This window comes from Amycolatopsis vastitatis, from assembly GCF_002234595.1.
Classification (GTDB): Bacteria; Actinomycetota; Actinomycetes; order Mycobacteriales; family Pseudonocardiaceae; genus Amycolatopsis; species Amycolatopsis vastitatis.
Genome location: NZ_NMUL01000021.1, coordinates 283,998 through 305,500, shown reverse-complemented (window position 1 = coordinate 305,500; position 21,503 = coordinate 283,998). Strand labels below are relative to the sequence as shown.

Sequence of the window (21,503 nt, the reverse complement as noted above, 5' to 3'; positions counted from 1 at the left end):
CGGCTCAACGACGCTCGGTGGCGGCGCTAACTCTGGCCGCGCGCCTTTTCGAGCTTGGCGAGGAACTCCGCGACCTTCTTGCGGTCGCCGTAGTCGTACTGGAACGTGTTGCCGGCCAGCTTGTCGGCGAACATCGGCACGTTCGTGACGACGTCGGGGGACGAATCCGGGGTCACAAACACGATCTTGCCCGGTTTCCACGCCGTCGCCGGGGTGTGCTCGACCCGGGTGATCTGCGCGACCGGGAACCGGTTCTTGGTGTCGTCGGGGACGATTCCCCAGCTCGTCGTGGCGATGCTGAGCGTCACGGTGTGCCCGTCGAAGCGGATCGACCGGCGCCTGGACCTGATGTGCACGATGCCTCCCCGAAGGCCGCGCTCCGACTATCGCAGGGCACGCCGCCGGGGGAACAGGTGCGTTCGGGTGCTCAGAGCGACCGGCAGGTGAGGGACGGGCGGGCGTCGCCGCTTCCGCTCTGCGTCAAGGCGATGAAGCCGAACGTCGTCGCCCCGGCCGCGTCCAGCTTCGCGTTCCAGGAGGCGTTTTCGACCGTCACGGTCGAACCGTCGACGGTGAAGTTGCCGTTCCACAGGTCGCTGATGCGGTGCCCGGCGGGCATCGTCCAGAGGACGCGCCAGCCGGAGAGGCCGGCGCCGTGGTCGTTGCGGACCGTCACCTGCACCTGGTAGCCGCCCGGCCAGGAGTTCGTCACCTCGTAGCGGGCGGCGCAGCCCAGGTCGGCGGTGGTCGTCGGGGCCGGTGGTGCCGAGACCGGAGGAGCGGACGAGACCGGCGCCGCGACGGTGGCCGTGCCGCCGGGGACCAGCGCCGTCCCGATCACCACGCCCAGGGCCAGCAGGACCGCGCCGGCCGCGCTGGCCAGGACGAGCCGGCGCCGCGGGCGCCGGACGCGGATCAGGCGGGTCGCGGTCCGCCGGGGCCGCGGCGGCGGCAGCGGACGGTTCTCGGTGACCGCCTCGAACAGCGCCTGGACTTCGGCCATCGTCGGGCGGTCCGCGGGATCTCGCTGCAGGAGACGGCCGAGGACGTCGGCGAGCGGCCCGCTGTGCCGCGGCGGGATGACCTCCTCCTTGGCGACCTTCAGGAGCAGGGTGATCGGGTTGTCGTCGGTGCCGAACGGCGGCATGCCCTCCAGCGCGCGGTAGAGCGTCGCGCCGAGCGCGAACACGTCCGCCGGGAAGCCGCCTTCGCCACCACCGGCGACTTCGGGGGCCAGGAAGGCGGGGGTGCCGGCGATGAAGCCGCCGCCGGTCACCAGTCCTTCGCCGGTTCCCCGGGAGATGCCGAAGTCGGCGATCTTGGCGACGCCGGACTCGCCGATGAGGACGTTCGCCGGCGTGACGTCGCGGTGCATGACGCCCTCGGCGTGCGCGGCCGCGAGCGCCGAAGCGATCTGCGCGCCGATGCGGGCCACCTCGTCGGCGGGCAGGGTGTCCCGGTCGAGCAGGATGTCCGCGAGACTGCGCGACGGCAGGTACTCCATGACCAGGTAGGGCTCGCCGGACTCCTCGACGACGTCGTGCACCGTGACCGCGTGCGGGTGCCGCAGCCGCGCCGTCAGCCGCGCTTCGCGCAGCGCACGCAGCGCCGCCTGGTCACCCGCGGCCTGCCCGATGGCCGGCTCGTAGTCCAGCTGCTTCACGGCGACCACCCGGTCCAGCCGCTCGTCGCGGGCGCGCCAGACGACGCCCATCGCCCCCTGGCCGATCCGCTCGGCCAGCCGGTAGCGCCCGGCGATCAACTCTCCTGCGTCGGTCACGACGACCTCCCGGCCTTCCCCCGGACACACGCGTGCGGAAGACGATCGGTTCGAGCTTAACGACCTGTCCGCCGATGTGCCGACGGACAGGTCGCGCTCACGCGCCGAGCCGGTGCAGCTGGTCCCACGCCGGGACGTACGGGGCGAAGCGGAGCTTCATCCCGGCCTCGGCAGGCAGCTTGTCGGCCTTGCGGGCGTTGCAGCTGCGGGCCGTGCCGCCGCACGCGGCGACGGTGTTGAGCCAGTCGGTCCGGGCCCCGCCACGGCTGATCGGCCGCACGTGGTCGATCGTGGTGGCGCGCTGCCCGCAGTACGCGCAGCGGTGCCCGTCCCGGACCAGCACACCGCGCCGGGACCAGCGCGGTGGCTGCGTATATCGCCACTTCATGACGACGTACCGCAGCAACCGCACGATCTTGGGGCGCGGGAACAGCCCGTAGGCGAGGCCGTCCTCGGCCTCGTGGATCTCGGCGACGTGCCGCACGAGCATGCGGATGGCGTGCGGGACGGAAACGGTCTGCAGCGGCTCGTAGCCGGCGTTGAGGACGAGAACCTTCACCGGGCACCTCTTTTCTGCTTCGGATACGCGGAAAGCCGCCCGGCGGGCGGCTTTCCGCTCTGCTGCGGATCATCGTCGCCGAGCGCCCTGAGCTGCGTCAATCGTGTTTCACCGGACCGGACGCGCCCGCCGTCCGGGGGGTTCGGCCCCTCGATCGCCCGGAGTGTCGGACGTGCTCGGTAGGATCGACCCACCTCGGCTTTTGACCTTGCTTCGACATGCGGAAAGGACCGGAAGTGACCACCCCGATCGAGACGCTGGAGTTCCAGTCGGAAGCGCGTCAGCTGCTCCAGCTGATGATCCATTCGATCTATTCGAACAAGGACACGTTCCTGCGCGAACTCGTGTCCAACGCCTCCGACGCCCTCGACAAGCTGCGGCTGGAGTCGTACCGCGACAAGGACCTCGACGCGGACACCTCCGACCTGCACGTCACGATCGAGACGGATCCGGCCGAGCGGACCCTGACGGTGCGGGACAACGGCATCGGCATGACCCGCGACGAGGTGATCGCCCTGATCGGCACGATCGCCAAGTCGGGCACCGCCGACTTCCTGACCAAGCTCAAGGAGGCGAAGGACGCGGCGGCGTCGCAGGACCTGATCGGGCAGTTCGGCGTCGGGTTCTACGCGAGCTTCATGGTCGCGGACAAGGTCACGCTCGTGACGCGCCGCGCCGGCACCACCGAAGGCGTCCGCTGGGAATCGACCGGCGAAGGCACCTACACGATCCAGGAGATCGAGGACGCGCCGCAGGGCACCGCGGTGACCCTGCACCTGAAGCCCGAAGACGCCGAGGACCACCTCTACGACTACACGTCCCCGGCGAAGATCCGGGAGATCGTCAAGAAGTACTCCGACTTCATCACCTGGCCCATCCGGATGACGGGCGAGGGCGAGGGCGAGGACGCGAAGGCCGAGACCGTCAACTCGATGAAGGCGCTGTGGGCGCGCTCGTCGAGCGAGGTCACCGAGGACGAGTACCACGAGTTCTACAAGCACGTCAGCCACGACTGGCAGGACCCGCTGGAGACGATCCGGCTCCAGGCCGAGGGCACGTTCGAGTACCAGGCGCTGCTGTTCCTGCCCTCGCGCGCGCCGATGGACCTGTTCATGCGGGAGCGCAAGCGCGGCGTGCAGCTCTACGTCAAGCGCGTCTTCATCATGGACGACTGCGAGTCGCTCGTCCCCGAGTACCTGCGGTTCGTCAAGGGCGTCGTCGACGCGCAGGACCTCTCGCTCAACGTTTCGCGGGAGATCCTGCAGCAGGACCGGCAGATCCAGCTGATCCGCCGCCGCCTGGTGAAGAAGGTGCTCTCGACGGTCAAGACGATGATGACCGCCGACGCCGAGAAGTACGCGACGTTCTGGCAGGAGTTCGGCCGCGCGGTCAAGGAAGGCCTGCTCGACGACTTCGAGAACCGCGAAGCCATCCTCGAGATCTCGTCGTTCGCGTCGACGCAAGACGCCGAGAAGCCGACGTCGCTGCGTGCGTACGTCGAGCGGATGAAGGACGGCCAGCAGCACATCTACTACATGACCGGCGAGTCGCGGTCGGCGATCGAGAACTCCCCGCACATGGAGGCGTTCCGGGCCAAGGGCTACGAAGTGCTGGTGCTGACCGACCCGATCGACGAGATGTGGGTCGACGCGGTGCCGGGCTTCGACGGGAAGCAGTTCCAGTCGATTGCCAAGGGCCAGGTCGACCTCGAGTCGGACGAGGACAAGAAGGCCACCGAGGTCGCCCGCGAGCAGCAGAAGAAGGACTTCGAAAGCCTGCTGACGTGGATGGCGACGGCCCTGGGCGACACGGTCAAGGAGGTCCGCCTGTCGTCGCGGCTGACGACGTCGCCCGCCTGCATCGTCGGGGACACCCACGACCTGACGCCGACGCTGGAGAAGATGTACCGCGCGATGGGGCAGGAGCTGCCGCCGATCAAGCGGATCCTCGAGCTCAACCCGGAGCACGCGCTGGTGACGGGCCTGCGCGAGGCGCACGCGTCGCGGCCGGACGACGAGGGCCTGGCCGAAACGGCCGAGCTGCTGTACGGAATGGCGCTCCTGGCGGAGGGCGGCGAGCTGGCCGACCCGTCGCGGTTCATCAGGCTCCTGGCCGGCCGCCTGGAAAAGACGCTCTGAGCCGGGGTCGTGAGTGAGAAACAGGGTTGGAACACTGTTTCTCACTCACGACACGGTCAGGGGGCCGCGTTCATCAGGTCCAGTGCGCTCTGCTGGCGGGCCGCGTCGGACTGGTCGAGCGGGCCCGCCCACAGCAGTCCGTACGCGTCCGCGCTGTTGCGGTCGTTCGCGTACGCCGAGTTTGCTTGGCGCTGCAGGTAGCTCGTGTACGGGTGGTCCGAAAGCGCCGTGTTGAGCACTGCCAGGTCCCGGACGTACACGCCCTTGAACGTCGGACCGTCGATGCCGCCGCCGCCCGGTGTCTCGCCCGGGTCGCGGAGGATGCCGCCCGGGTTCAGGGATCCGTTGGTCGTCGACGCGTTCGCCATCGCGCGGGCCTTCGTCAGCAGGCTCGCGTCACCCGTCGCGCGGTTCAGCTCGGTGAGCGCCGCCAGCGGCACGCCCTGGTTGTACGTCCAGACCGCCTGGCCGTTGTTGGCGCACGTCGAGGTGGTCAGTCCGTCGTTGACCAGGTTCGAGCCGTTGATCATGCCGCTGCCCGCGAACCAGGTCCAGCCCGCCCGTGCTCGCGCCAGGTACGCCGTGTCGCCCGGGATCCGGTTGTGCAGGGCCGCGTTCAGCTGGATGTACAGCGAGTTCGGGATGGCGTTCTTGTAGGTGCGGCTCGTGCTCCACCAGACCCCGCCGCCGCAGACGCCGTCCCAGTAGGCGTCCATGTGGTCGGCGTCGGCGCGGGCGGTGTTCAGGTAGCGGCTGTCGCCCGTCAGGTCGTACGCGTCCACCCACGCGAGGCCCCACCAGCCGGTGTCGTCCAGGTAGTCGTTGCGGAAGTTGCCGCCCTGAGCGGCGAGGTTCTTCGTGTACGTCGTGTCGATCGCGTAGCGGTAGCTGCCCATGCCACTGACCCGGACGTCGTCGATGACCGCGGTGAGCGCGTTGGCCGAGTTCCACCACCCGGTGGTGTCGAACAGGCCGGTGCCCAGGTTGTAGCGCTCCATCAGCGCCGTGGCGGCCGCGGTGCGCCGGTCCCAGGCGTTCCACGTCGGGCGGGCCCAGCCGGTGCACGCGATGGTCCCCGACCCGCCGGGCTGCCCGCACGCGCGCAGCAGCCCGACGCCCTTGTTCGCCCAGTCGTCGGCGTTGTACATCAGGGTCCGCCAGCCGGTCGCCCCGGCCGGGGTCGCGGTGTCCCCGAGCTTGCTGCCCGACGCCCACGTCCGCCCGGCGTCGAACGAGCGGTCCAGCCAGACGTGGTCGCCGGCCGCGCCGCCGGTGATCGCCGCCCAGCCCATGTCGTCGCCGTCGTCGAGGTGCAGGGAGATCCGGCGCCCTCCGGTCGTGGCCGAAGCGCCTTCGCGGTCACCGGGTGACAGCGCCGGATCCCTGGTGTCACAGTACTTGCCGCAGATCGGAGTGGCGGCCGGAACCGCGGCCGGGGTGGCCGCGAGGACCAGGCTCAGCAAGGGAACGAGGAAGTTCATCGGCCACCTTCCACGCTGAAGGGCGATGCTTCCATTGTCGGGGCCTGATCCCAGTGGTCCAGTCCTTTGTCCGGACAGGTTCCGGACAGGAATTCACGCCCTGCGCGAGCCCAGCAGGAGCAGGCACAGCACGGCGATCCCGGTGACGAGCCCGGCGACCAGCAGCATCGGGTCCAGGGTCGGCGGGGTCGCCGCGACCGCCTGCTGGACCACCGGTGGCGTGGACGCCGGAGCGGCGGAGGCCGGCGGTGTGGTGGCCGGGGTGGTGGTCGCCGGCGCCGCGGCGGCCGGGGCTCCGGCGGACGTCGGGGTGCGGGCCGGTGCCGGTTTGGCCGCCGCCGGCGTGGTCGGTGCCGGTTTCGGGGCGGCCGTCGCGGGCGCGGGCAGGACCGTCACCGAGGCCCGCATGTCGGGGTGCACCGAGCAGTAGTACGCATAGGTGCCGGGCTGCTGGAACGTGTAGCTCCAGCTTTGGCCGGCCGACAGGCGCGGGCTGCGGAACGCGACCGGCGCGCTCGTCGTGACGACGTCGTGCGGGGCCTCGTCGTGCTGCATCCAGGTGACCGTGTCGCCGACCCGGACGGTCAGCGAGGCGGGGGAGAAGGCGTAGTTCTGCATCATCACCTGCTGCGTCGCCGCGGCCGCCGGCCCCGCGAACGGCAGGTTCAGGAAGAGCAGCAGTCCGGCGACGACCAGTGCGACGCGCCTCATCGGACGAACTCGATCGCGATCTCGACGCGCAGCCGCCGCCGGGCGAGCAGCCGCACGAGCCGTCCCGCCCGCCGCGGTTTCCGCCGGGCCGGGGGCACGACGCCGACGGCCCAGACGACCACACTGCGGGAGTCCCGGTGCCGGACGTCCCCGCACAGCCGGACTTCTCGGCCGCCCACCCGGCCCTCGGCCACGAAGGGGTCGTCACCGGTTTCGTCGGCGGTGAAGGTGAGTTCGCCGCCCCGGAACGCCCGGCCGAGGAAGGGGATCCCGGTCCGCAGCGAGCCGGGGTCGAAGGTGACCGTGAGCGTCGAGCCGGGCGTCCAGTGCCCGCCGGTCGCGGCGAGCCGGCCGCGGATCACGGGCGGGCGCGGGGAAACCTCGATGACGCAGCGGTCTTGGCGCAGGGTGTAGCCGATCGCCGGCAGGACGGCGGTGTCGGTCATGGGGATGGCCTCCGGGGAAGGGAGCGGGTGGCCCGGCCGGAAGACCGGGCCACCCGCGGGGACGGCGAACCTCAGCAGCTCGCCTGGTTCAGCATCGGCGTGAGCACGTTTTCGAGCCACACCGTGTGCGTCTTGATGTACTGGTCGAGGTTCAGCAGGTCGGTCACCTGCTGGCCCAGCGACTCCTCGAGGTGCGCGCTCTTGATGTGCGCGACGATCGGGGCGAGGGTGTCGGTGACGACCTTTTCCGCCGACCCGTCGAACGCCGGGGCGAGCACCGTTTCCAGCCACACCGTGTGGGTCTTGATGTACTGGTCCAGGTTGAGGATGTCCTGCACCTGCTGACCCGGTGAGGTCTCCAGGTGCGCGCTCTTGATGTGGTCGAAGATCGGCTGCAGGACCGACTTCGGCACGCAGGAGCCGCCGCCGGCCGGGGTGGACGGCATCGGCATCGAGTGGGTCGGGTCCGTCGTCGGCGCGGACGTCGGGGCCGAGGTCGGCGGGGCCGTCGTCGGGGCCGTGCCGGTGACGGTGATGGTGGCCTTCATGTCCGGGTGGATCGCGCAGTAGTAGGAGTAGGTCCCGGCCTTGGTGAAGGTGTGGCTGAACGTCTGCCCGGTCTGCAGGGTCGGCGAGGTGAACTTCTCCGGCCCGTCGGTGACCACGATGTTGTGCGGCGCGGTGTCGTGGTTGGTCCACGTCACCGTGTCGCCCACCGAGATGGTCAGGCTCGCCGGGGTGAACTTGTAGCCCATCGCGTCGACCGACTTCGTCGTCGGCGCGGCAGCCGGCGCGGCGGCCGCGGCGCCACCGGCCTGTTCCGCGGCGAGGCCCTGGTAGAGCGGAACCGCGAGCGGACCCTGCTGGGCCAGCGCGGCGAGGTCGACGTTCGCGGCCTGGCTCGGCGCGGCCTGTTCGGTCTGCCCGCCGCGAAGCGTGGAGAGACTGAACAACGCCGTCGCCAGGGCGAGGATCGCCACGGCGATCGGCCAGTTCCGCCGTCGCCGCACCACCTCCGGCTGCTCGGGGGCGGCGGGGTTGGGGTTGTCCATCGAGAGACTCCTTTCGGGGGTGATCATCGGCCGGGGCTGGCCGTGACGAGGAAGCTCGCCGCGAGGAGGACCACGAGCACGAGCGTGGTCTCGGCGGCGACGGAATAGACGAACGGGCGGACGGTGGCGGCGTCCCCGCGCAGCACGACGGCGAAGTCGAGGCGGCGGCCCACCCAGCTGCGGCTGGCCTGCGCGATGAGCAGCACGGCGGCGAGCACGGCGAGCTTGACCAGCAGGGTCTGCCCGTAGGCCGTGCTGAACACCCGGCCGAAGCTGCCGATGGTCTGCCACGCGAGCACCGTGCCCGCGGCGACCACCACGGCGACCGACGTCATCGCCAACTTCGAATACCGGGGGACGACCGCGGCGAGTTCCTCGGGGTCACGGCGGGCGAGGACGCCGAACAGCAGCACGGCGAGACCGCCGATCCACGCGGAGGCTCCCGCGAGGTGGGCGAGATCCGCGAGCTGCGTCAGCCACGGCCGGGTGCTCTCCACCGCGTGGCCGGTGAGCCCGGTCGTGCGGAGCAGCCCGAGCAGGACCGCGCCGGTCCCGACGCGCCAGGGCAACGCCGTCGCGGCGGCGCGGCCGCGTTGCAGCAGCCAGGCCAGCACCACGCCGCCGAGCAGCCACAGCAGGGCCCTGGCGAACCAGATCCGCCCGAACTGGCTGTCCAGTGCCTGGCTGAGGAGGTCCCAGGCGAAGAGGTCGCCCGGCGGGCGTTGCGCGGCCCACGCCGCTTGCAGCCCCAGGCCGGCGAGCGTGCCGAGCAGGCCGAGGAGCCAGCCGGTCACCAGCACCGAACGGGCGCCGCGGTGGCCTGCCCCGGCGGGCCAGAGCACGGCCAGGAACAGCAGCCCGCCGGCGAACAGCGTGAGGCCGGCGTAGTCGACGGTGCGGGCGAGCACGTACCAGGCCTTGACGGGTTCCACGCTCACCGTCCACTGGGGACGGTCGTGGCCGGGACGTCGACGGCGCCGGCGGGGACCATCGCGGGCTCCAGGCCGCCGTCGGTCGTGCGGCAGTAGCCGAGGACGAGCGCGCCCACGCCGCTCGGCCCGGTCACCCCGAGACTGGTGGTGACGGAGCCAAGCAGGGGCAGCCCGCCGACGGTGTCCAGCACCTGCTGCGGCAGACCGGGCTGGCACGGAGGTACGTCGGTGCCCGGTGGCACCGGGGTCGTCGGCGGCGGCGCGGGTTCCGGCGAGCCGGGTTCCGTGGGCACCGGCTCCGGGGTCGGGACCACGCCGATGTCGCCCGGCATCGACGGCATCGACGGCATCGACGGCATCGACGGCACGGTCTGGCCCGGCTGGTCGCCGACGGGGACCGCGGGCAGCGGGACCGCCGGCACGTCCGCGGGGGGCAGACCCGGCGGAAGTGGTTGCGTGCCAGGGGTTGCCGGGGTGGCGGGGTGCCCGCCGTCCGCGACCACGGGCGGGGTCGCCGCGTCGGCGGTGCCACCGGGACGCAGGCCGATGCCGGACGCGTAGCCGACGACGATCACGACCGCGCCTGCCAGGCTCGCGGCTATGACGTGGTCACGGCGCAGGGCGGGTCCTCGCACGGTTTCGTCCTCCAAAGAACGGGAATCCGCACCCCGGGAAAGAGATGTGCCGGGAATCGGGGAGCGGCGGGAAAGAACGGGATGTGGGGAGCAGAAAACCAGCCGGCACGTTTCGGGGGGTGATCTTCACATGAAGGCCAGGTAAAGTCGTCGGCCGTCCCGGCGGCTCGCCACGGTGAGAAGTTGCGCCGAACGCCCCGAACACCGCGCCGTTCGGGTGGCTGGAGTGGCGAACCACTGGAGTAGTCGCCCGATTTGCCCGGTTCGCGGGTGGTCGCGCCGCGCGGCGGTGAGAATTGGTTAACACAGCCGTTTCACGGCTCCCATTGCGAGGCCGGACGTGCTCGCTACGGTTCCCCTGTCGCTCGAATTCCCCAGAACGCGAGGAAATCATGACTTCCCGCTTGTCTTTCCGCGTCCGGATCGCCGGCGCGCTGGCGGCCGCCGGGTGCGCGATCCTGCTCGGCGCCCCCGCGGCGGACGCGCACAGCGTCCTGGTGTCCAGCACTCCGGCCAAGGACGCGGCCGTCGCCACCTCCCCGGCCGAGGCCGCGCTCGTGTTCAACGAGCCCGTGGAGAACCAGTTCACCGAGCTCGCCGTTCTCGGCCCCGACGGCACTTCGCACTGGGAGTCCGGCCCGGCGTCCGTTGTGGATGCCCGGGTGTCCGCGCCGCTGCGCCCGCTCGGCCCGGCGGGGGTCTACACCATCCGGTACCGGGTCACCTCCGCCGACGGGCACCCGGTCTCCGGCTCGGTCCCGTTCCGGCTCACCGTCGCGGGCCCGCAGCCGGCGGTACCGGCGGCCGCGGTGCCGGTCGCCGCGGGGGCGGCGAGCCCGGGTGGAGACGGCTCGATGCCGCTGTGGCCGTGGATCACCGGGGGTGCCGTCCTGCTCGGGACGGGGTTCGCGGTGGCCAGGCGGCTGGCGCGCGCGAACGTCTGAGCGGTGTGTGCCAGGGCCGCCGTCCGGGTAACCCGGGCGCATGACGAACCTCGACGACACCACGACCGCGAAGCTCGACGAATTCGTGCTCGCCCGGCTCGCGGAGGACGAAGAGCGCGTCCGGGCGGGCGAATTGCCGCTGATCGACGAGGCCGAGCGGCGCGGACGGCTCCGGATCATGTACACCGACGACGGTGACGGGCTGCTGCTCGCCGGCGGGCCGGTCGAAGCGATGGAGGACAGGCACCCGGTGCCGTTCGCCGAGAAGGCCGAGTTCCTGCGCCGCGAGATCCGCGACGCCCACGACGACGCTTCGGTCAAGCTGATCGCGTCCGTGTACGAAGCCCACCCCGACTGGCGCGACGAATGGCGCCCCTGAGCGTTTCCCGCCGGCCGGGACCGATGCCCCGGATCTTCGCCGATCGCGACGACGGCGGACGGCAGCTCGCCGCGGAACTGCGGAAACGCCGCTGGGCCGACCCGCTCGTGCTCGGCCTCGCCCGCGGCGGCGTCCCGGTGGCCGCCGTGGTCGCCCGCCGGCTCGGCGCCGAGCTGGACGTCGCGGTGGCCCGCAAGATCGGCGCGCCGGGGCGGCGCGAGTACGGCGTCGGTGCCGTGACCGCCGACGGCCCGGCGATCTACGACGAAGCCATCCTGCACGCGCTGAAGCTGACGGCCGCCCGGATGGCGCGGGCGGAGAGCCGGGAGCGGGCGGAGGCGCGCCGTCGGCTCGAGCGTTACCGTGCCGGCCGGGCGCCGGTCCTTCTGGCCGGTCGTGACGTCGTCCTCGTCGACGACGGCCTGGCCACCGGCGTCACCGCGACCGCGGCGCTGCGTGACGTGCGGGCGGCCGGCCCGCGGACGGTCGTCTTCGCCGCGCCGGTCGCCGCCCCGGGCGCGGCGGCGCGGCTGCGGGAGGAAGCCGACGACGTCGTCTGCGTCGCCGAGCCGCCGGAATTTCGCGCGGTCGGCCAGTGGTACGCCGATTTCCGCCAGACCGGCGACGAAGACGTGCTGCGCCTGCTCGGCCGGTGACCCTCGGGAATCCACAGAGGACGAGCCGTGACGTGCTGCTCCACCCGGGGAACACCGGGTTGACCGGGTGGGTGACGGGGTATCACCCGGCGGGGGCACCGACCGGATGGGCAGGCGCGCGATGATCGAACGGGACGGGCTCGGCGCGGCGGCGCGCGGGCTGAGGCAGTACCTGCTGGCCGTCGCGGCCAAGCTGGACGTGCCCGCTTGGTTCTGCGAAGTCGACGTACCCGCCGGCGCCTACCTCGCGCTCGAGCGGCGGCTCACGCGGTTCCCGGACCACGAGACGGCGCTGCTGTGGGACGAGCGGGACGGCTGGGCCGCGGCGGTCGAGTCGGCGACCGGCGAGGACGTGATCGTGCTCGCCTACCTCGGCGAGGACGTCCTGCCGCAGCCGGAGACGGTCGTGGCCTTCGTCCAGGAGCTTTACGGCGAGGAGTACCCAGGCCAGCCCGACCCGCCGGGCTTCCGCAGACCCGGGGCCCCGGACGGCTTCGACGAACGCCTGGCCGCCCACGCCGGCGACACCGTCTCGCTGCCCGAGGGCCATTCTTGAATCACCGCGGCGGGAGCACGCAGAACTCGTTCCCTTCCGGGTCGGCGAGGACGACCCACGGGTCGTCGGGTGGGTCGTCGAGGACCTTCGCCCCGAGCATCACCAGCCGTTCCACCTCGGCCCGCTGGTCGCGGCCCACCGGGGTGAGGTCGAGGTGCAGGCGGTTCTTCCCGGCCTTCTCTTCGGGTACCGGCTGGAACAACAGTGCGGGGCCGTCGGCGAAGTCGAGCTGGCGGTAGGTCAGGCCGTGCGAGTCGGTCCACGTCCGGGTTTTGCCGTTGCCCAGCGCCTTTTCCCAGAACTCGGCGAGCAGGTCCGGCTGACGGCAGTCGACCGCCACGGCGAGGATGCGGGTCCTCGTCATGCGGCCGCCACGATCCGGTTGACGGCTTCGGCGACCAGTTCCGGTTCGGCGACCGTCACGGTCAGGCCGGGGTGGCGGAGCCGGCCCCACGGGTCGATCCCGGCCACCGGCTCCCGGAACCGGAGGCACACGCCGCCTCGCGTCGTCGTGCCGAAGGTCAGGCCGCCGTCGGCGAGCGAGAGCCGGACGCCGAGGCCGCGGAAAACGCTGTACGGGCCGGTGGCCTCGGCGCCGGCCAGGTTGCTCAGCGGGGTCTCCACCAGCCACGGGCCGAAGCGGACGCGCAGGCCGGCGGCGTCGAGTTCCAGGCCGCTTCGCGAGCCGAGGACGCGGCGCAGCCACGGGAACGGGACGGCGAAGTCCGCGTGGAGCCGGTGATGCACGACGACGGTGGGCTGAGCCGGGCCGCCGGCCGTCATGCCCCGCTGCCCAACGGCGCATGCTGATCGCTTTCGCGGTGCATGGAACCTCCTTCACGCGGTGTCCTGTCCCGGCTACCCGGTGGCCGCACGCCGAAAACTCCCCGGATCAGCGGGCGGCGGCCCGCGCCGCCGCCCGGGCGGCCACGACGCCGAGCACCAGCCCGGCGACCGCGGTGAGCCCGTGCAGCCAGTTGTCCGCCCAGTTCAGGTTGACCGGGTCCTCCGGGTTGCCGAACGCGGTGGCCAGGATGCCGTACGAGGTCATCCCGGCGAAGCCGACGAACAGCACCCAGCAGTAGAGGATCGAGCCGGTGCGGCGGGTCGCGGCGAGCAGGCCGAGCACCCCGACGGCCACGTGGACGATGTTGAGGAGCGGGGTGGTGCTGAAGATCCACACCGCGCGGCTCGTCTCGTGACCGACCGCGGCGGTTTCCGGCGTCAGGAACCCGGCGATCCCGAGCGCAAGATAGAGCAGGCCCAGCACAGCGACAGCCGGGCGCAGCCACGCCGGCGCACTCCGGCGGCGGGTCTCGGCGGACGTCATGGGTGCCTCCTTTGTCCGTTCTCGCCCGGATACCCGCCGGAGCGGGCGGGAAACGGAGTGGAAGGGGCCGGACGGCGGGGTTGAGCCGCCGCCCGGCCCGCGGCCGGGACCCGCGCCGGTCCCTGCAGCCAGGACGCGGGCCCCTGGTCTCAGGGGGAACGCCAGTCGTGACCGCGGTAGGCGGTCCCGTGCTGGGCGCCCATCAGGAGCAGACCGCCGTCGACGACGAGCGACGTGCCGGTGATGTAGCCGGCCGCCGGGGTGGCCAGGAACGCGACCGCGGCCGCCACCTCGGCCGCGTGGCCGGGGCGGCCGAGCGGGATGCCGGGCCGGTCCTGCTCCCGCGGGTCGGCGTCGGCCTGCCCGGTCATCGGCGTCGAGATTTCGCCGGGGGCCACCGAGTTCACGGTGATGCCGTGCTCGGCCAGCTCCAGCGCGAGCACCTGGGTCAGCCCGCCCGCCCCGGCCTTGGCGGCGCAGTAGGGCGCGGCGCCGACTCGCGGGACGTGCTCGTGGACGCTGGTGATGGTGATGATCCGGCCGCCGTGCCCGGCGTCGATCATGTGGCTCGCGGCGCGTTGCGACAGCAGGAAAACACCGTCCAGGTCGACGTCGAGGACTTCACGCCACTTCTCGTAGCTGAGGTCCAGCACGCGCTGGCTGCTGCCGGTACCGGAGCAATTGACCAGCACGTCGATCCCGCCCAGGTCCTCGGCGAACGCATCGACGACGTCGGCGGCCCCGGGGAGCTCGGTCAGGTCGAGCTGCCGGACGTGGGCGGCCACGCCGTGCGAACGGACCTCGGCAGCGGTTTCCTCCGCGCCGCCGGCGTCCGAGTGGTAGGTGATGCCGACGTCCAGGCCGCCACCGGCGAGGGCCACCGCGACCGCGCGGCCGATGCCGGAGTCGGCCCCGGTGACGACCGCGCGCCGGGGCGAAGCGGCTTCCGCGGGCAGGGGCGCCGGGAGCGACACGGGCATCTCCTTTCGTCACCGATCGGCTACCACCTCGGCCGGGGACTAAACACGCGACCCGCGGGGTACCCCGGCCGGATGAGACTTGCGGTGCTGGACATCGGGTCGAATTCGGCCCAGCTGCAGGTGGTGGACGTGTCCGCGGGGGCGCCGCCGCTCCCGGCGCACGCGGTGAAGGAACCGACGCTCCTCGCCGAAGAGCTGCTGCCCGACGGGACGCTGAGCGAGACCGGGATCGAGCGGGTGACGGCCGCGGTGGGCCGGGCGGTGGACGCGGCGGTGCGGCTGGGTGTCGACCAGCTGTACCCGTTCGTCACCGCGGCGGTCCGCGACGCGGTGAACCGCGACGCCGTCATCGACCGCATCCAGGCGGGCGCCGGGATCCGGCCGCAGTTCCTCTCCGGCGAGGAGGAGGCGCGCCTGACGTACTTCGCCGCCCGCCGCTGGTACGGCTGGTCGGCCGGGCGGTTGTTGCTGATCGACATCGGCGGCGGCTCGATGGAGCTGGTGCTGGGCCGGAACGTCGAGCCGGAGCTGGCGGTTTCCCTGCCGCTGGGCGCGGGCCGGCTCACCCGCGAGTTCCTCACCGCCGACCCGCCGACGCGCAAGCAGGTGAAGGCCCTGCGCGGGCACGTCCGCGACACGCTGTCGGAGGTGCTGGACCGGCTGCGCTGGGAAGGCCCGCCGCGCCGGGTCGTCGCGACGTCGAAGACGTTCAAGCAGCTGGCCCGTCTCACCGGCGCCCCGCCGCAGCGCAAGGGCCCGTTCGTCACGCGGGAGCTGGTGGTCGCGGACGTCCGCGAGTGGATCCCGCGGCTGGCCCGCGTGCGAGCGGCCGAGCGGGCGGCGCTGCGCGGAATTTCGAAACCGCGCGCCCGCCAGGTGGTGGCCGGCGCGGTGGCGGCCGAAGTGACGTTGACGGCGCTGGACGTGTCGAGCGTCGAAGTGTGCCCGTGGGCGCTGCGGGAGGGAATCCTGCTGCGGCACCTGGAACAGCTCGCCGAATCGACGCCGCTGCCGCTGCAGCCGTTGACCCGGCATCCCGACGCCACGGTCCGGCCGCTTCATCCGGTGGGGGAGCAGCCGGTGCCGTCCTGAGCGTGTGCCGGCCGCCGGACGGGGTAATCGCGCCGTTCCCCGAACGGAAGGAGAGCTCCCGTGAGCAAGCCGAACCCGATCGAACTCCAGAAGTACCTCGCCGGCGTCGACTACCCGGCGAAGCGTGACGACCTGGTGCGCGCCGCCGAGAAGAACGGCGCGGACTCCGGCACCCTCGACGTCGTCCGGCGCCTGCCGGACCGGACCTACGACGGGCCGAGCGGCGTGAGCAAGGAGATCGGTGGCTGAACGGCTATCGCCGCCGGGACCGGGGGGACGACGCCGGGCTGGGCGAGCGCGGTGACCGCGCGGCAGACGTCCGCGGGGTCGATCGTGTCGAGGCAGGGATGACCCGGGACCGGGCACACCCGGGCGCGGCTGGCCCGGCAGGGTGCCCGCTGGTCGCCGAGCACCACCGTGGGAACCCCGTACGGTGCCCAGCGCTCCGGCGGCACCACCGGGGCGAACAGCGACACCACCGGCGTGCCCGCCGCCGCCGCGAGGTGGGCCGGGCCCGTGTTGGGTGCCACCACGACCTGGGCCCCCGACAGCACCGCGGCCAGTTCGGCCAGTGACGTCCGGCCGCCGAGGTTCACCGCCGACGTTCCCGCCACGTGCTGTGTCAGCGGCCGTTCCGACGGCGCGCCCGTCACGAGCACCCGGTGCCCGTCGGCGGCCAGCGCCCGCACCATCCCGCGGCTCCAGCCGGCGGACGGCTGGCGGGCGGGCACGGACGCGGCCGGGTGCACCACGACGTACGCCCCGCCGCCGGTCAGCCTGCTGGTGTTCGGCAGCGGGCGCCGCAGCGCCAGGGCGCCGTGGTCGTCCGGCGGCAGCGAAAAGCCCGCCGCTTCCGCGAGCGACAGCATGCGCACCGGCTCCGGCGGATCGCCGTCGACGCGGTGGCGCAGGTCGAGCAGGCTGCCCGGGTAGTCCTCGGAAATCGCGCCGATCCACGGCACCCCGGCCTGTCTCAGCAACAGTGCCAGCGGCAACGGCGACTGGTGGAATGACGTCAGGATCAGCGCGCGGTCGAAGGACCGGGACCGGATCAGCGAGACGAACTCGCCGGTGTCCTCCGCGGTGACCGGCGGCGGCTCGGGGTCGATCCACGGCGCCGTCCAGGTGAGCACGTCGTCCACGCCCGGCAGCAGTTCGGCGGCGGCGCGGCCGTGCGGCCCGGCCAGCAGCGTCACGTGCGACGCGGACGCGGCGACCGCGCGGACGCAGGGCCCGGCGAGCAGGACGTCCCCGAGGTTGTCCTGGCGGGCGACGAGCACCCGGGTCATCCGGCGACTCCGGCGAGGCGCAGCGCTTCGGACAGATCGCGGGCGACGGCGGCGTCCCGGCGGGCCCTGGCGATCTCCGGCTCCAGAGTCCGGGCGGTGGGCACCAGCACCGCGCGGGCGCCCGCGGCGAGAGCGGCGTCGACGTCGGCGCCGGTGTCGCCGATGAGCACACAGGACGCGGGATCGACGCCGAGCTCGTCGGCCGCGCGGAACACCATGCCGGGGGCTGGTTTGCGGCACGCGCACCCGTCACCGTCGTCGTGGACGCAGACCTGCCAGGTGCCGAACGGGCCGAAGAGCTCCTTGACGCGGGCGTTCACCGCGTCGAGCTGTTCTCGCGTGATCAGCCCTTTCGCGACTCCGGACTGGTTGCTCACCACACCCACCGGGATGCCACGCTCCCGGAGCCCGCGGACGAGCTCGACGGCCCCGGGTACCGGGCGGACGCCGTCCGGGTCGTTCAGGTAGGGGACGTCGACGATCAGCGTGTCGTCCCGGTCGAACAGCACCGCGACGGGCGGCCGGGGGCGCCGGGCCGCGATTTCCCCGCGCAGCCGGTGGTAGCACGCCGCGGGCGGGATGAGGACGCTGGTGACGGCCATGCGCGCGACTTCGCCGGGCGTCCGCGGGCCCGGCAGGATCCGCCGGGTGGCGAACTCCGCGGTCAGCCCGGCCCAGACTCCGGCCGCCAGCAGCGCTTTTCCGCGCTGCCGCAGCAACGGCAGGGTCAGCGCGGCCAGACCGGCCACTGTGGACAGTGCGTGCCTGCCGAGCCTGCCGGGGCCGGCGCCGGTCCGCTGGCGCCAGAGCACGCCGTGCTTGGCCCGCATCAGCGCGTTGTCGGCGTTGCCGCGCTGGGCTTTGAGGCTGTAGAAGAACCCGGCCCGGCGAGCGGGGTGCGTGGTCAGCCGCGTGCCCTGGCCGATCCGGTGCCCGGCTTCGGCCACGCGCAGCGCGAGATCGGAGTCTTCGCGGAACGCGCGCGGGAACCGTTCGTCGAAACCGCCGGCCTCGAGGAGCGCGCTGCGGCGGTAGGCCATGTCGGCGGTGATCCACCGCGCGTGCTCGAGCCCCGCGGTGCCCCGCTCGTCGTCGGCGGGCCGCCGGTCCGCGGGCAGCGGGACGGTGATCCGGCCCTGGGACGCGGCGACGTCCGGTGGCAGCGACAGGAGATCGCCGGCGAGCTGCCGGGGCCAGTCGTGCGCGAGCACGACGTCGTCGTCGACGAAGGCGATCCACTCGCTCTTCGCGGTGCGCCAGCCGAGGTTGCGGGCCGCCGCCGGGCCGCGCCCGCCGGAGCGGAGTACGCGGACCTCGCCGGGAACGTCCAGATCGGACCCGCCGGGGCGGTCGTCGACGACCAGGATTTCCGCCGGTCGCGGGCCTTCCCCGCCGAGCAGGGTGTCCAGCAGTGGCCGAAGCGTCTCCCGGCCCGTCGTGGGGATCACCACGGTGTAGTCGAGCGAAGCAGTCACCGCAGCGGGCTACCCGCTGTCGGGCCGGTCAAACGGCGTGTCGAACTCCTCGCGCAGGGGTAACCCGGCCACGACGAGAAGGAGGTGCGGATGACCGCGGGGACGATCGAAATCCGGAACCCGGCCGATGGCAGCGTGGTGGGCAGGATGCCGGCCGCGGGCGAACACGAGATCGACGCCGCGCTCGCGCTGGCGAACCGGACCCGGGCCCAGTGGGCCCGGACCCCGGCCGCCGAACGCGGCGTGCTGCTGCACACCGCGGCCGGGCGGCTGCGGGCTCACGCCGACGAGCTGGCGAAGGCGAACGAAGCGGAAACCGGCCGCCCGTGGGACGAAGCCCGCGAAGGCGTGCTCGCGGGCGCGGGCACTTTGGACCAGTACGCCGAACTCGGCCCGGTCCACCGCGGCCGCAGCCTGCTGGGCGGCGTCGGGGCGACGGACCTCATGGTGCCCGAACCGCGGGGCGTCGTCGTGGCGCTCACGCCGTGGAACGACCCGGTCGCGGTCGCCAGCGGCCTGCTCGGGGCGGCCCTGGTCACCGGCAACACGGTGGTGCACAAGCCGAGCGAGCGCGCGCCGCACACCGGGCAGCTGCTCGGCGAGGTGCTCGGGGGCGTGTTCCCGGACGGCGTCCTGCAGACCCTTCACGGTGACGGCGGCGTGGGCGCGATCCTCGCGATGCGCGACGACGTCGACGTCATCGCCCACGTCGGCAGCACGGCGACCGGCCGGTCGATCGCGGCGAGCGCGGCCGCGACGGGGGCGAAGACGTTGCTGGAGAACGGCGGCAACGACCCGCTGGTGATCGACGCGGACGTCGACCCGGGCTGGGCCGCGGGCCAGGCGGCGCTCGGCGCGTTCGCGAACTCGGGACAGATCTGCGTCGCCGTCGAACGGATCTACGTGTGTTCGGCCATCGCCGAGCCGTTCCTGGACGCGCTGGTGAAGGAAGCTTCGTCGCGGACCTTGGCGCCGTTGGTGGACCGGCGGCACCGCGACCACGTGCATGCCCACGTCGCGGACGCGATCGACCGGGGTGCCCGGCTGCTGACCGGGGGAGAGGTGCCGGACGGCCCGGGCGCGCACTACCCGGCGACGGTGCTCACCGGCTGCGAGCCGGACGCACGGGTGATGACCGAGGAGACGTTCGGCCCGGTGGCCCCGGTGCGGGTCGTCGACGGTTTCGACGAAGCCCTCGCCGAAGCCGCATCGGGCGAATACGGCCTGGCGGCGACGGTGCTGACGGCCTCGATGGCGCACGCCCAGCGCGCGTGGCGAGAGCTGCCGGCGGGCACGGTCAAGGTCAACAACGTGTTCGGCGGCGCGCCCGGCGGGGCCGCGCATCCGCGCCGCCGCAGCGGGAACGGCTACGGCTACGGACCCGAGCTGCTCGACGAGATGACCCAGACGAAGCTCGTGCACATCGCCCCGCCCGCATGACCGCACGGGACGACAGACCTGCCGCCGCCGAGGAGCGGGACGGGGTGCGTGGGGAGCGGAACGGCGGTTCCCCGGCGGGTGCCGGGGGGCATGACCGGGCTCGTGGGGTTCGGCGAGAGGTCGGTGGGCGTCCCGGCGCGGTGCCGGATAGCGGTGGTTCCCCGGCGGGTGCCGATAGGCATGACCGGGCTCGCCAAGCGGCTGTGGGCCCCGACGCGGCCCCCAGCACTCTGTCGAGGCTGCGGCGCCGCCTCGGCGCCGTGTTCGCGAACCCGCCGGACGGCGAACGCCACGACCGGACCCCCGTCGGCTGGTTCGCCCGTGCGGTACGGGTCCCCGGCCGCGAACGCCGGATCCTCGTCCAGAGCGCCAAAGCCACCCTGGCCGCGACCGCGGCGTGGCTGCTGGCCACCCTCGTGCTGCGGCTGCCCCAGCCGTTCCTCGCGCCGTACGCCGCCATCTTTCTCGTGGAAGCGACGGTCTACCGGTCGCTACGAGGCTGGCTCCAGCAGGTCGGCTCGGTGGCCACCGGGGTGCTCCTCGCCGCTGTCGCGGGGCAGCTGATCCCGTGGCAGGCCGTCGCGCTGGGCGGTGTCGTGTTCGTCGGCCTGCTGGTGGGCAGCTGGCGGCGCTTCGGCGACTCCGGCGTCTGGGTCGGCGTCACCGGCATGCTGCTGATCTCCTACGGCACCGCCCGCGAGCCCGCGCTGCTCGGCGACCGCCTCCTGGAGACGGCGCTGGGTGCCGCGATCGGCGTGGCGGTGAACACGCTGATCTTCCCGCCGCTGTACGGCGAACGCGTCGCGGCGGCGGCCGACCGGCTCGCCACCGCGCTGGCCGCCCTGCTCGAGTCGCTGTCCGATCTGGTCCGCCGTGACGAGCCGCCGGAGGACCTGGACGACCTGCTGTCCCAGGCACAGGACACGCGCAGCCAGGTGCTGGCGGCCGAGGAAGCCGTCGGCCTGACGCGGGAAGGGCGGAGGCTGAACCTCCGCCGCGGCCGGCCGGCCGACGGGACGCACCACGAACGCGCGCTGCGGACACTCCTCGGGCTGTGGCCCGCGGTGTCCCAGTTGATCACCGCCGTGCGGACGACGGCGGAGCGCCGCGAGCACCCGTTCGAGTACCCCTGGCCGGACGCCCGGGAAGCGCTGGCCGACCTCATGCACCGTCTGGCCGGTGCCGTGCAGGCGGTCGCGGTGGCGGGGGAACCGGTCGACCTGGACGAATGCCGGGCCCTGCTCGAAAAGCTGGAACGCCGGCTGGTGACGGCGGAAGAAGACGGCGTCCCGGCCCGGCTCGGCCTCGGCACGATGACCCTGCCCGCCCGGCACCTGCTCGAAATGCTGCGGGACCGCTGAAGCTACGGGGCGCCCACCGGCTCGGTTTCCGAACGGTGCCGCCGGCAGGCGGTGCACACCATGGTCTGGCCCAGCAGGGTGCCGTCGCCGGACACCAGGCGGGCGACGTGCAGCGTGGGCAGCCCGCACTCCTCGCACGGGATGGGCTTGCTGTCGCGGCTGATCATGACTCGGTTCGGCACGTGGAGCCCCCTGACGGGATCGAAGGTCCCGGACCAGTTACCCACGTGGTCTGCGCCACACTCGTCCGGCGCAGTGATGTCACTC

General features: G+C 72.9%; 25 protein-coding genes. 9 read left to right on the top strand and 16 right to left on the bottom strand.

Annotation, left to right across the window (positions count from 1 at the left end):
- Nucleotides 1-26: 26 nt before the first annotated feature.
- The 3 genes from CF165_RS21895 to CF165_RS21885 all read right to left on the bottom strand — a co-directional run bounded on the left by CF165_RS21895 (nt 27) and on the right by CF165_RS21885 (nt 2,339).
- Complete coding sequence (locus CF165_RS21895; RefSeq protein ID WP_093949381.1) at nt 27-356, bottom strand: hypothetical protein; 330 nt, start codon at nt 354-356, stop codon at nt 27-29.
- A gap of 71 nt (nt 357-427) precedes the next feature.
- Nucleotides 428-1,780: a protein kinase domain-containing protein gene (locus CF165_RS21890; protein ID WP_093949380.1), complete on the bottom strand. Its 1,353-nt coding sequence runs from the start codon at nt 1,778-1,780 to the stop codon at nt 428-430.
- A 97-nt stretch (nt 1,781-1,877) separates the two neighbouring features.
- On the bottom strand, nt 1,878-2,339 hold the full coding sequence (locus CF165_RS21885) for an HNH endonuclease (protein ID WP_093949379.1): 462 nt from the start codon (nt 2,337-2,339) through the stop codon (nt 1,878-1,880).
- Nucleotides 2,340-2,575: 236 nt separating this feature from the next.
- On the opposite strand from CF165_RS21885, the gene htpG reads away from it, so the two are divergent.
- A complete protein-coding gene (gene htpG, locus CF165_RS21880; protein ID WP_167441533.1) occupies nt 2,576-4,477 on the top strand; it encodes a molecular chaperone HtpG in 1,902 nt (633 codons plus the stop codon).
- Nucleotides 4,478-4,533: 56 nt separating this feature from the next.
- On the opposite strand, the gene CF165_RS21875 is transcribed toward htpG, so the two are convergent.
- From CF165_RS21875 to CF165_RS21850, 6 genes are all read right to left on the bottom strand, one after another.
- Nucleotides 4,534-5,958: a glycoside hydrolase family 76 protein gene (locus CF165_RS21875; RefSeq protein ID WP_093949377.1), complete on the bottom strand. Its 1,425-nt coding sequence runs from the start codon at nt 5,956-5,958 to the stop codon at nt 4,534-4,536.
- A gap of 93 nt (nt 5,959-6,051) precedes the next feature.
- A complete protein-coding gene (locus CF165_RS21870; RefSeq protein ID WP_093949376.1) occupies nt 6,052-6,669 on the bottom strand; it encodes a cupredoxin domain-containing protein in 618 nt (205 codons plus the stop codon).
- Nucleotides 6,666-7,115, bottom strand: a complete 450-nt coding sequence (locus CF165_RS21865; RefSeq protein WP_093949375.1) for a hypothetical protein — start codon at nt 7,113-7,115, stop codon at nt 6,666-6,668. Before CF165_RS21865 ends, CF165_RS21870 begins: the two co-directional genes overlap by 4 nt.
- 71 nt (nt 7,116-7,186) lie before the next feature.
- Nucleotides 7,187-8,167 carry a cupredoxin domain-containing protein gene (locus CF165_RS21860; protein ID WP_093949374.1) on the bottom strand — a complete coding sequence of 327 codons (981 nt, stop codon included), beginning with the start codon at nt 8,165-8,167 and terminating at the stop codon, nt 7,187-7,189.
- A 23-nt stretch (nt 8,168-8,190) separates the two neighbouring features.
- The gene (locus CF165_RS21855) at nt 8,191-9,099 is read right to left on the bottom strand and encodes a CopD family protein (RefSeq protein ID WP_093949373.1); all 909 of its coding nucleotides are present in this window, start codon (nt 9,097-9,099) and stop codon (nt 8,191-8,193) included.
- A 2-nt stretch (nt 9,100-9,101) separates the two neighbouring features.
- Nucleotides 9,102-9,734, bottom strand: coding sequence for a hypothetical protein (locus CF165_RS21850; RefSeq protein WP_093949455.1), 633 nt, complete (start codon nt 9,732-9,734; stop codon nt 9,102-9,104).
- Between the two features lie 392 nt (nt 9,735-10,126).
- Here CF165_RS21850 and CF165_RS21845 point away from each other — a divergent pair, with 392 nt between their 5' ends.
- From CF165_RS21845 to CF165_RS21830, 4 genes are all read left to right on the top strand, one after another.
- On the top strand, nt 10,127-10,678 hold the full coding sequence (locus tag CF165_RS21845) for a copper resistance CopC family protein (protein ID WP_093949372.1): 552 nt from the start codon (nt 10,127-10,129) through the stop codon (nt 10,676-10,678).
- 40 nt (nt 10,679-10,718) lie between these two features.
- A complete protein-coding gene (locus tag CF165_RS21840; RefSeq protein ID WP_093949371.1) occupies nt 10,719-11,057 on the top strand; it encodes a DUF6221 family protein in 339 nt (112 codons plus the stop codon).
- A gap of 23 nt (nt 11,058-11,080) precedes the next feature.
- Complete coding sequence (locus CF165_RS21835) at nt 11,081-11,713, top strand: phosphoribosyltransferase (RefSeq protein ID WP_167441532.1); 633 nt, start codon at nt 11,081-11,083, stop codon at nt 11,711-11,713.
- Between the two features lie 121 nt (nt 11,714-11,834).
- The gene (locus CF165_RS21830; protein ID WP_093949369.1) at nt 11,835-12,269 is read left to right on the top strand and encodes a DUF6292 family protein; all 435 of its coding nucleotides are present in this window, start codon (nt 11,835-11,837) and stop codon (nt 12,267-12,269) included.
- Between the two features lies 1 nt (nt 12,270).
- On the opposite strand, the gene CF165_RS21825 is transcribed toward CF165_RS21830, so the two are convergent.
- From CF165_RS21825 to CF165_RS21810, 4 genes are all read right to left on the bottom strand, one after another.
- Nucleotides 12,271-12,633, bottom strand: coding sequence for a VOC family protein (locus tag CF165_RS21825; protein ID WP_093949368.1), 363 nt, complete (start codon nt 12,631-12,633; stop codon nt 12,271-12,273).
- Complete coding sequence (locus CF165_RS21820) at nt 12,630-13,052, bottom strand: hypothetical protein (RefSeq protein ID WP_093949367.1); 423 nt, start codon at nt 13,050-13,052, stop codon at nt 12,630-12,632. The genes CF165_RS21825 and CF165_RS21820 overlap by 4 nt, the downstream gene beginning before the upstream one ends.
- Nucleotides 13,053-13,161: 109 nt before the next feature.
- Entirely contained in the window at nt 13,162-13,599 is a 438-nt protein-coding gene (locus tag CF165_RS21815) for a DUF4383 domain-containing protein (protein ID WP_093949366.1), read from the bottom strand.
- A 149-nt stretch (nt 13,600-13,748) separates the two neighbouring features.
- The gene (locus tag CF165_RS21810) at nt 13,749-14,579 is read right to left on the bottom strand and encodes an SDR family oxidoreductase (RefSeq protein ID WP_240521716.1); all 831 of its coding nucleotides are present in this window, start codon (nt 14,577-14,579) and stop codon (nt 13,749-13,751) included.
- A 72-nt stretch (nt 14,580-14,651) separates the two neighbouring features.
- Here CF165_RS21810 and CF165_RS21805 point away from each other — a divergent pair, with 72 nt between their 5' ends.
- Complete coding sequence (locus tag CF165_RS21805; protein ID WP_093949365.1) at nt 14,652-15,671, top strand: Ppx/GppA family phosphatase; 1,020 nt, start codon at nt 14,652-14,654, stop codon at nt 15,669-15,671.
- A gap of 60 nt (nt 15,672-15,731) precedes the next feature.
- Nucleotides 15,732-15,920, top strand: coding sequence for a DUF2795 domain-containing protein (locus CF165_RS21800; protein WP_093949364.1), 189 nt, complete (start codon nt 15,732-15,734; stop codon nt 15,918-15,920).
- On the opposite strand, the gene CF165_RS21795 is transcribed toward CF165_RS21800, so the two are convergent.
- Nucleotides 15,878-16,960 carry a glycosyltransferase family 9 protein gene (locus CF165_RS21795; protein WP_093949363.1) on the bottom strand — a complete coding sequence of 361 codons (1,083 nt, stop codon included), beginning with the start codon at nt 16,958-16,960 and terminating at the stop codon, nt 15,878-15,880. The genes CF165_RS21800 and CF165_RS21795 overlap by 43 nt on opposite strands.
- The gene (locus tag CF165_RS21790; RefSeq protein ID WP_093949362.1) at nt 16,957-18,435 is read right to left on the bottom strand and encodes an HAD-IIIA family hydrolase; all 1,479 of its coding nucleotides are present in this window, start codon (nt 18,433-18,435) and stop codon (nt 16,957-16,959) included. The genes CF165_RS21795 and CF165_RS21790 overlap by 4 nt, the downstream gene beginning before the upstream one ends.
- 90 nt (nt 18,436-18,525) lie before the next feature.
- On the opposite strand from CF165_RS21790, the gene CF165_RS21785 reads away from it, so the two are divergent.
- Both CF165_RS21785 and CF165_RS21780 read left to right on the top strand, forming a co-directional pair.
- Nucleotides 18,526-19,875, top strand: coding sequence for an aldehyde dehydrogenase family protein (locus CF165_RS21785; RefSeq protein ID WP_093949361.1), 1,350 nt, complete (start codon nt 18,526-18,528; stop codon nt 19,873-19,875).
- A 260-nt stretch (nt 19,876-20,135) separates the two neighbouring features.
- A complete protein-coding gene (locus tag CF165_RS21780; RefSeq protein WP_093949453.1) occupies nt 20,136-21,236 on the top strand; it encodes an FUSC family protein in 1,101 nt (366 codons plus the stop codon).
- A gap of 2 nt (nt 21,237-21,238) precedes the next feature.
- Here CF165_RS21780 and CF165_RS21775 read toward each other — a convergent pair whose 3' ends face one another.
- Entirely contained in the window at nt 21,239-21,418 is a 180-nt protein-coding gene (locus CF165_RS21775; RefSeq protein ID WP_093949452.1) for a hypothetical protein, read from the bottom strand.
- Nucleotides 21,419-21,503: the final 85 nt, after the last annotated feature.

Bases quoted from the DNA above. Each gene is read 5' to 3' on its own strand.
- CF165_RS21795 (WP_093949363.1), bottom strand. From the start codon at position 16,960: ATGACCCGGGTGCTCGTCGCCCGCCAGGACAACCTCGGGGACGTCCTG.
- CF165_RS21785 (WP_093949361.1), top strand. From the start codon at position 18,526: ATGACCGCGGGGACGATCGAAATCCGGAACCCGGCCGATGGCAGCGTG.
- CF165_RS21805 (WP_093949365.1), top strand. From the start codon at position 14,652: ATGAGACTTGCGGTGCTGGACATCGGGTCGAATTCGGCCCAGCTGCAG.
- CF165_RS21815 (WP_093949366.1), bottom strand. From the start codon at position 13,599: ATGACGTCCGCCGAGACCCGCCGCCGGAGTGCGCCGGCGTGGCTGCGC.
- CF165_RS21830 (WP_093949369.1), top strand. From the start codon at position 11,835: ATGATCGAACGGGACGGGCTCGGCGCGGCGGCGCGCGGGCTGAGGCAG.
- CF165_RS21840 (WP_093949371.1), top strand. From the start codon at position 10,719: ATGACGAACCTCGACGACACCACGACCGCGAAGCTCGACGAATTCGTG.
- CF165_RS21825 (WP_093949368.1), bottom strand. From the start codon at position 12,633: ATGACGAGGACCCGCATCCTCGCCGTGGCGGTCGACTGCCGTCAGCCG.
- CF165_RS21835 (WP_167441532.1), top strand. From the start codon at position 11,081: ATGCCCCGGATCTTCGCCGATCGCGACGACGGCGGACGGCAGCTCGCC.
- CF165_RS21810 (WP_240521716.1), bottom strand. From the start codon at position 14,579: ATGCCCGTGTCGCTCCCGGCGCCCCTGCCCGCGGAAGCCGCTTCGCCC.
- CF165_RS21865 (WP_093949375.1), bottom strand. From the start codon at position 7,115: ATGACCGACACCGCCGTCCTGCCGGCGATCGGCTACACCCTGCGCCAA.
- CF165_RS21875 (WP_093949377.1), bottom strand. From the start codon at position 5,958: ATGAACTTCCTCGTTCCCTTGCTGAGCCTGGTCCTCGCGGCCACCCCG.
- CF165_RS21870 (WP_093949376.1), bottom strand. From the start codon at position 6,669: ATGAGGCGCGTCGCACTGGTCGTCGCCGGACTGCTGCTCTTCCTGAAC.
- CF165_RS21845 (WP_093949372.1), top strand. From the start codon at position 10,127: ATGACTTCCCGCTTGTCTTTCCGCGTCCGGATCGCCGGCGCGCTGGCG.
- CF165_RS21860 (WP_093949374.1), bottom strand. From the start codon at position 8,167: ATGGACAACCCCAACCCCGCCGCCCCCGAGCAGCCGGAGGTGGTGCGG.
- CF165_RS21820 (WP_093949367.1), bottom strand. From the start codon at position 13,052: ATGACGGCCGGCGGCCCGGCTCAGCCCACCGTCGTCGTGCATCACCGG.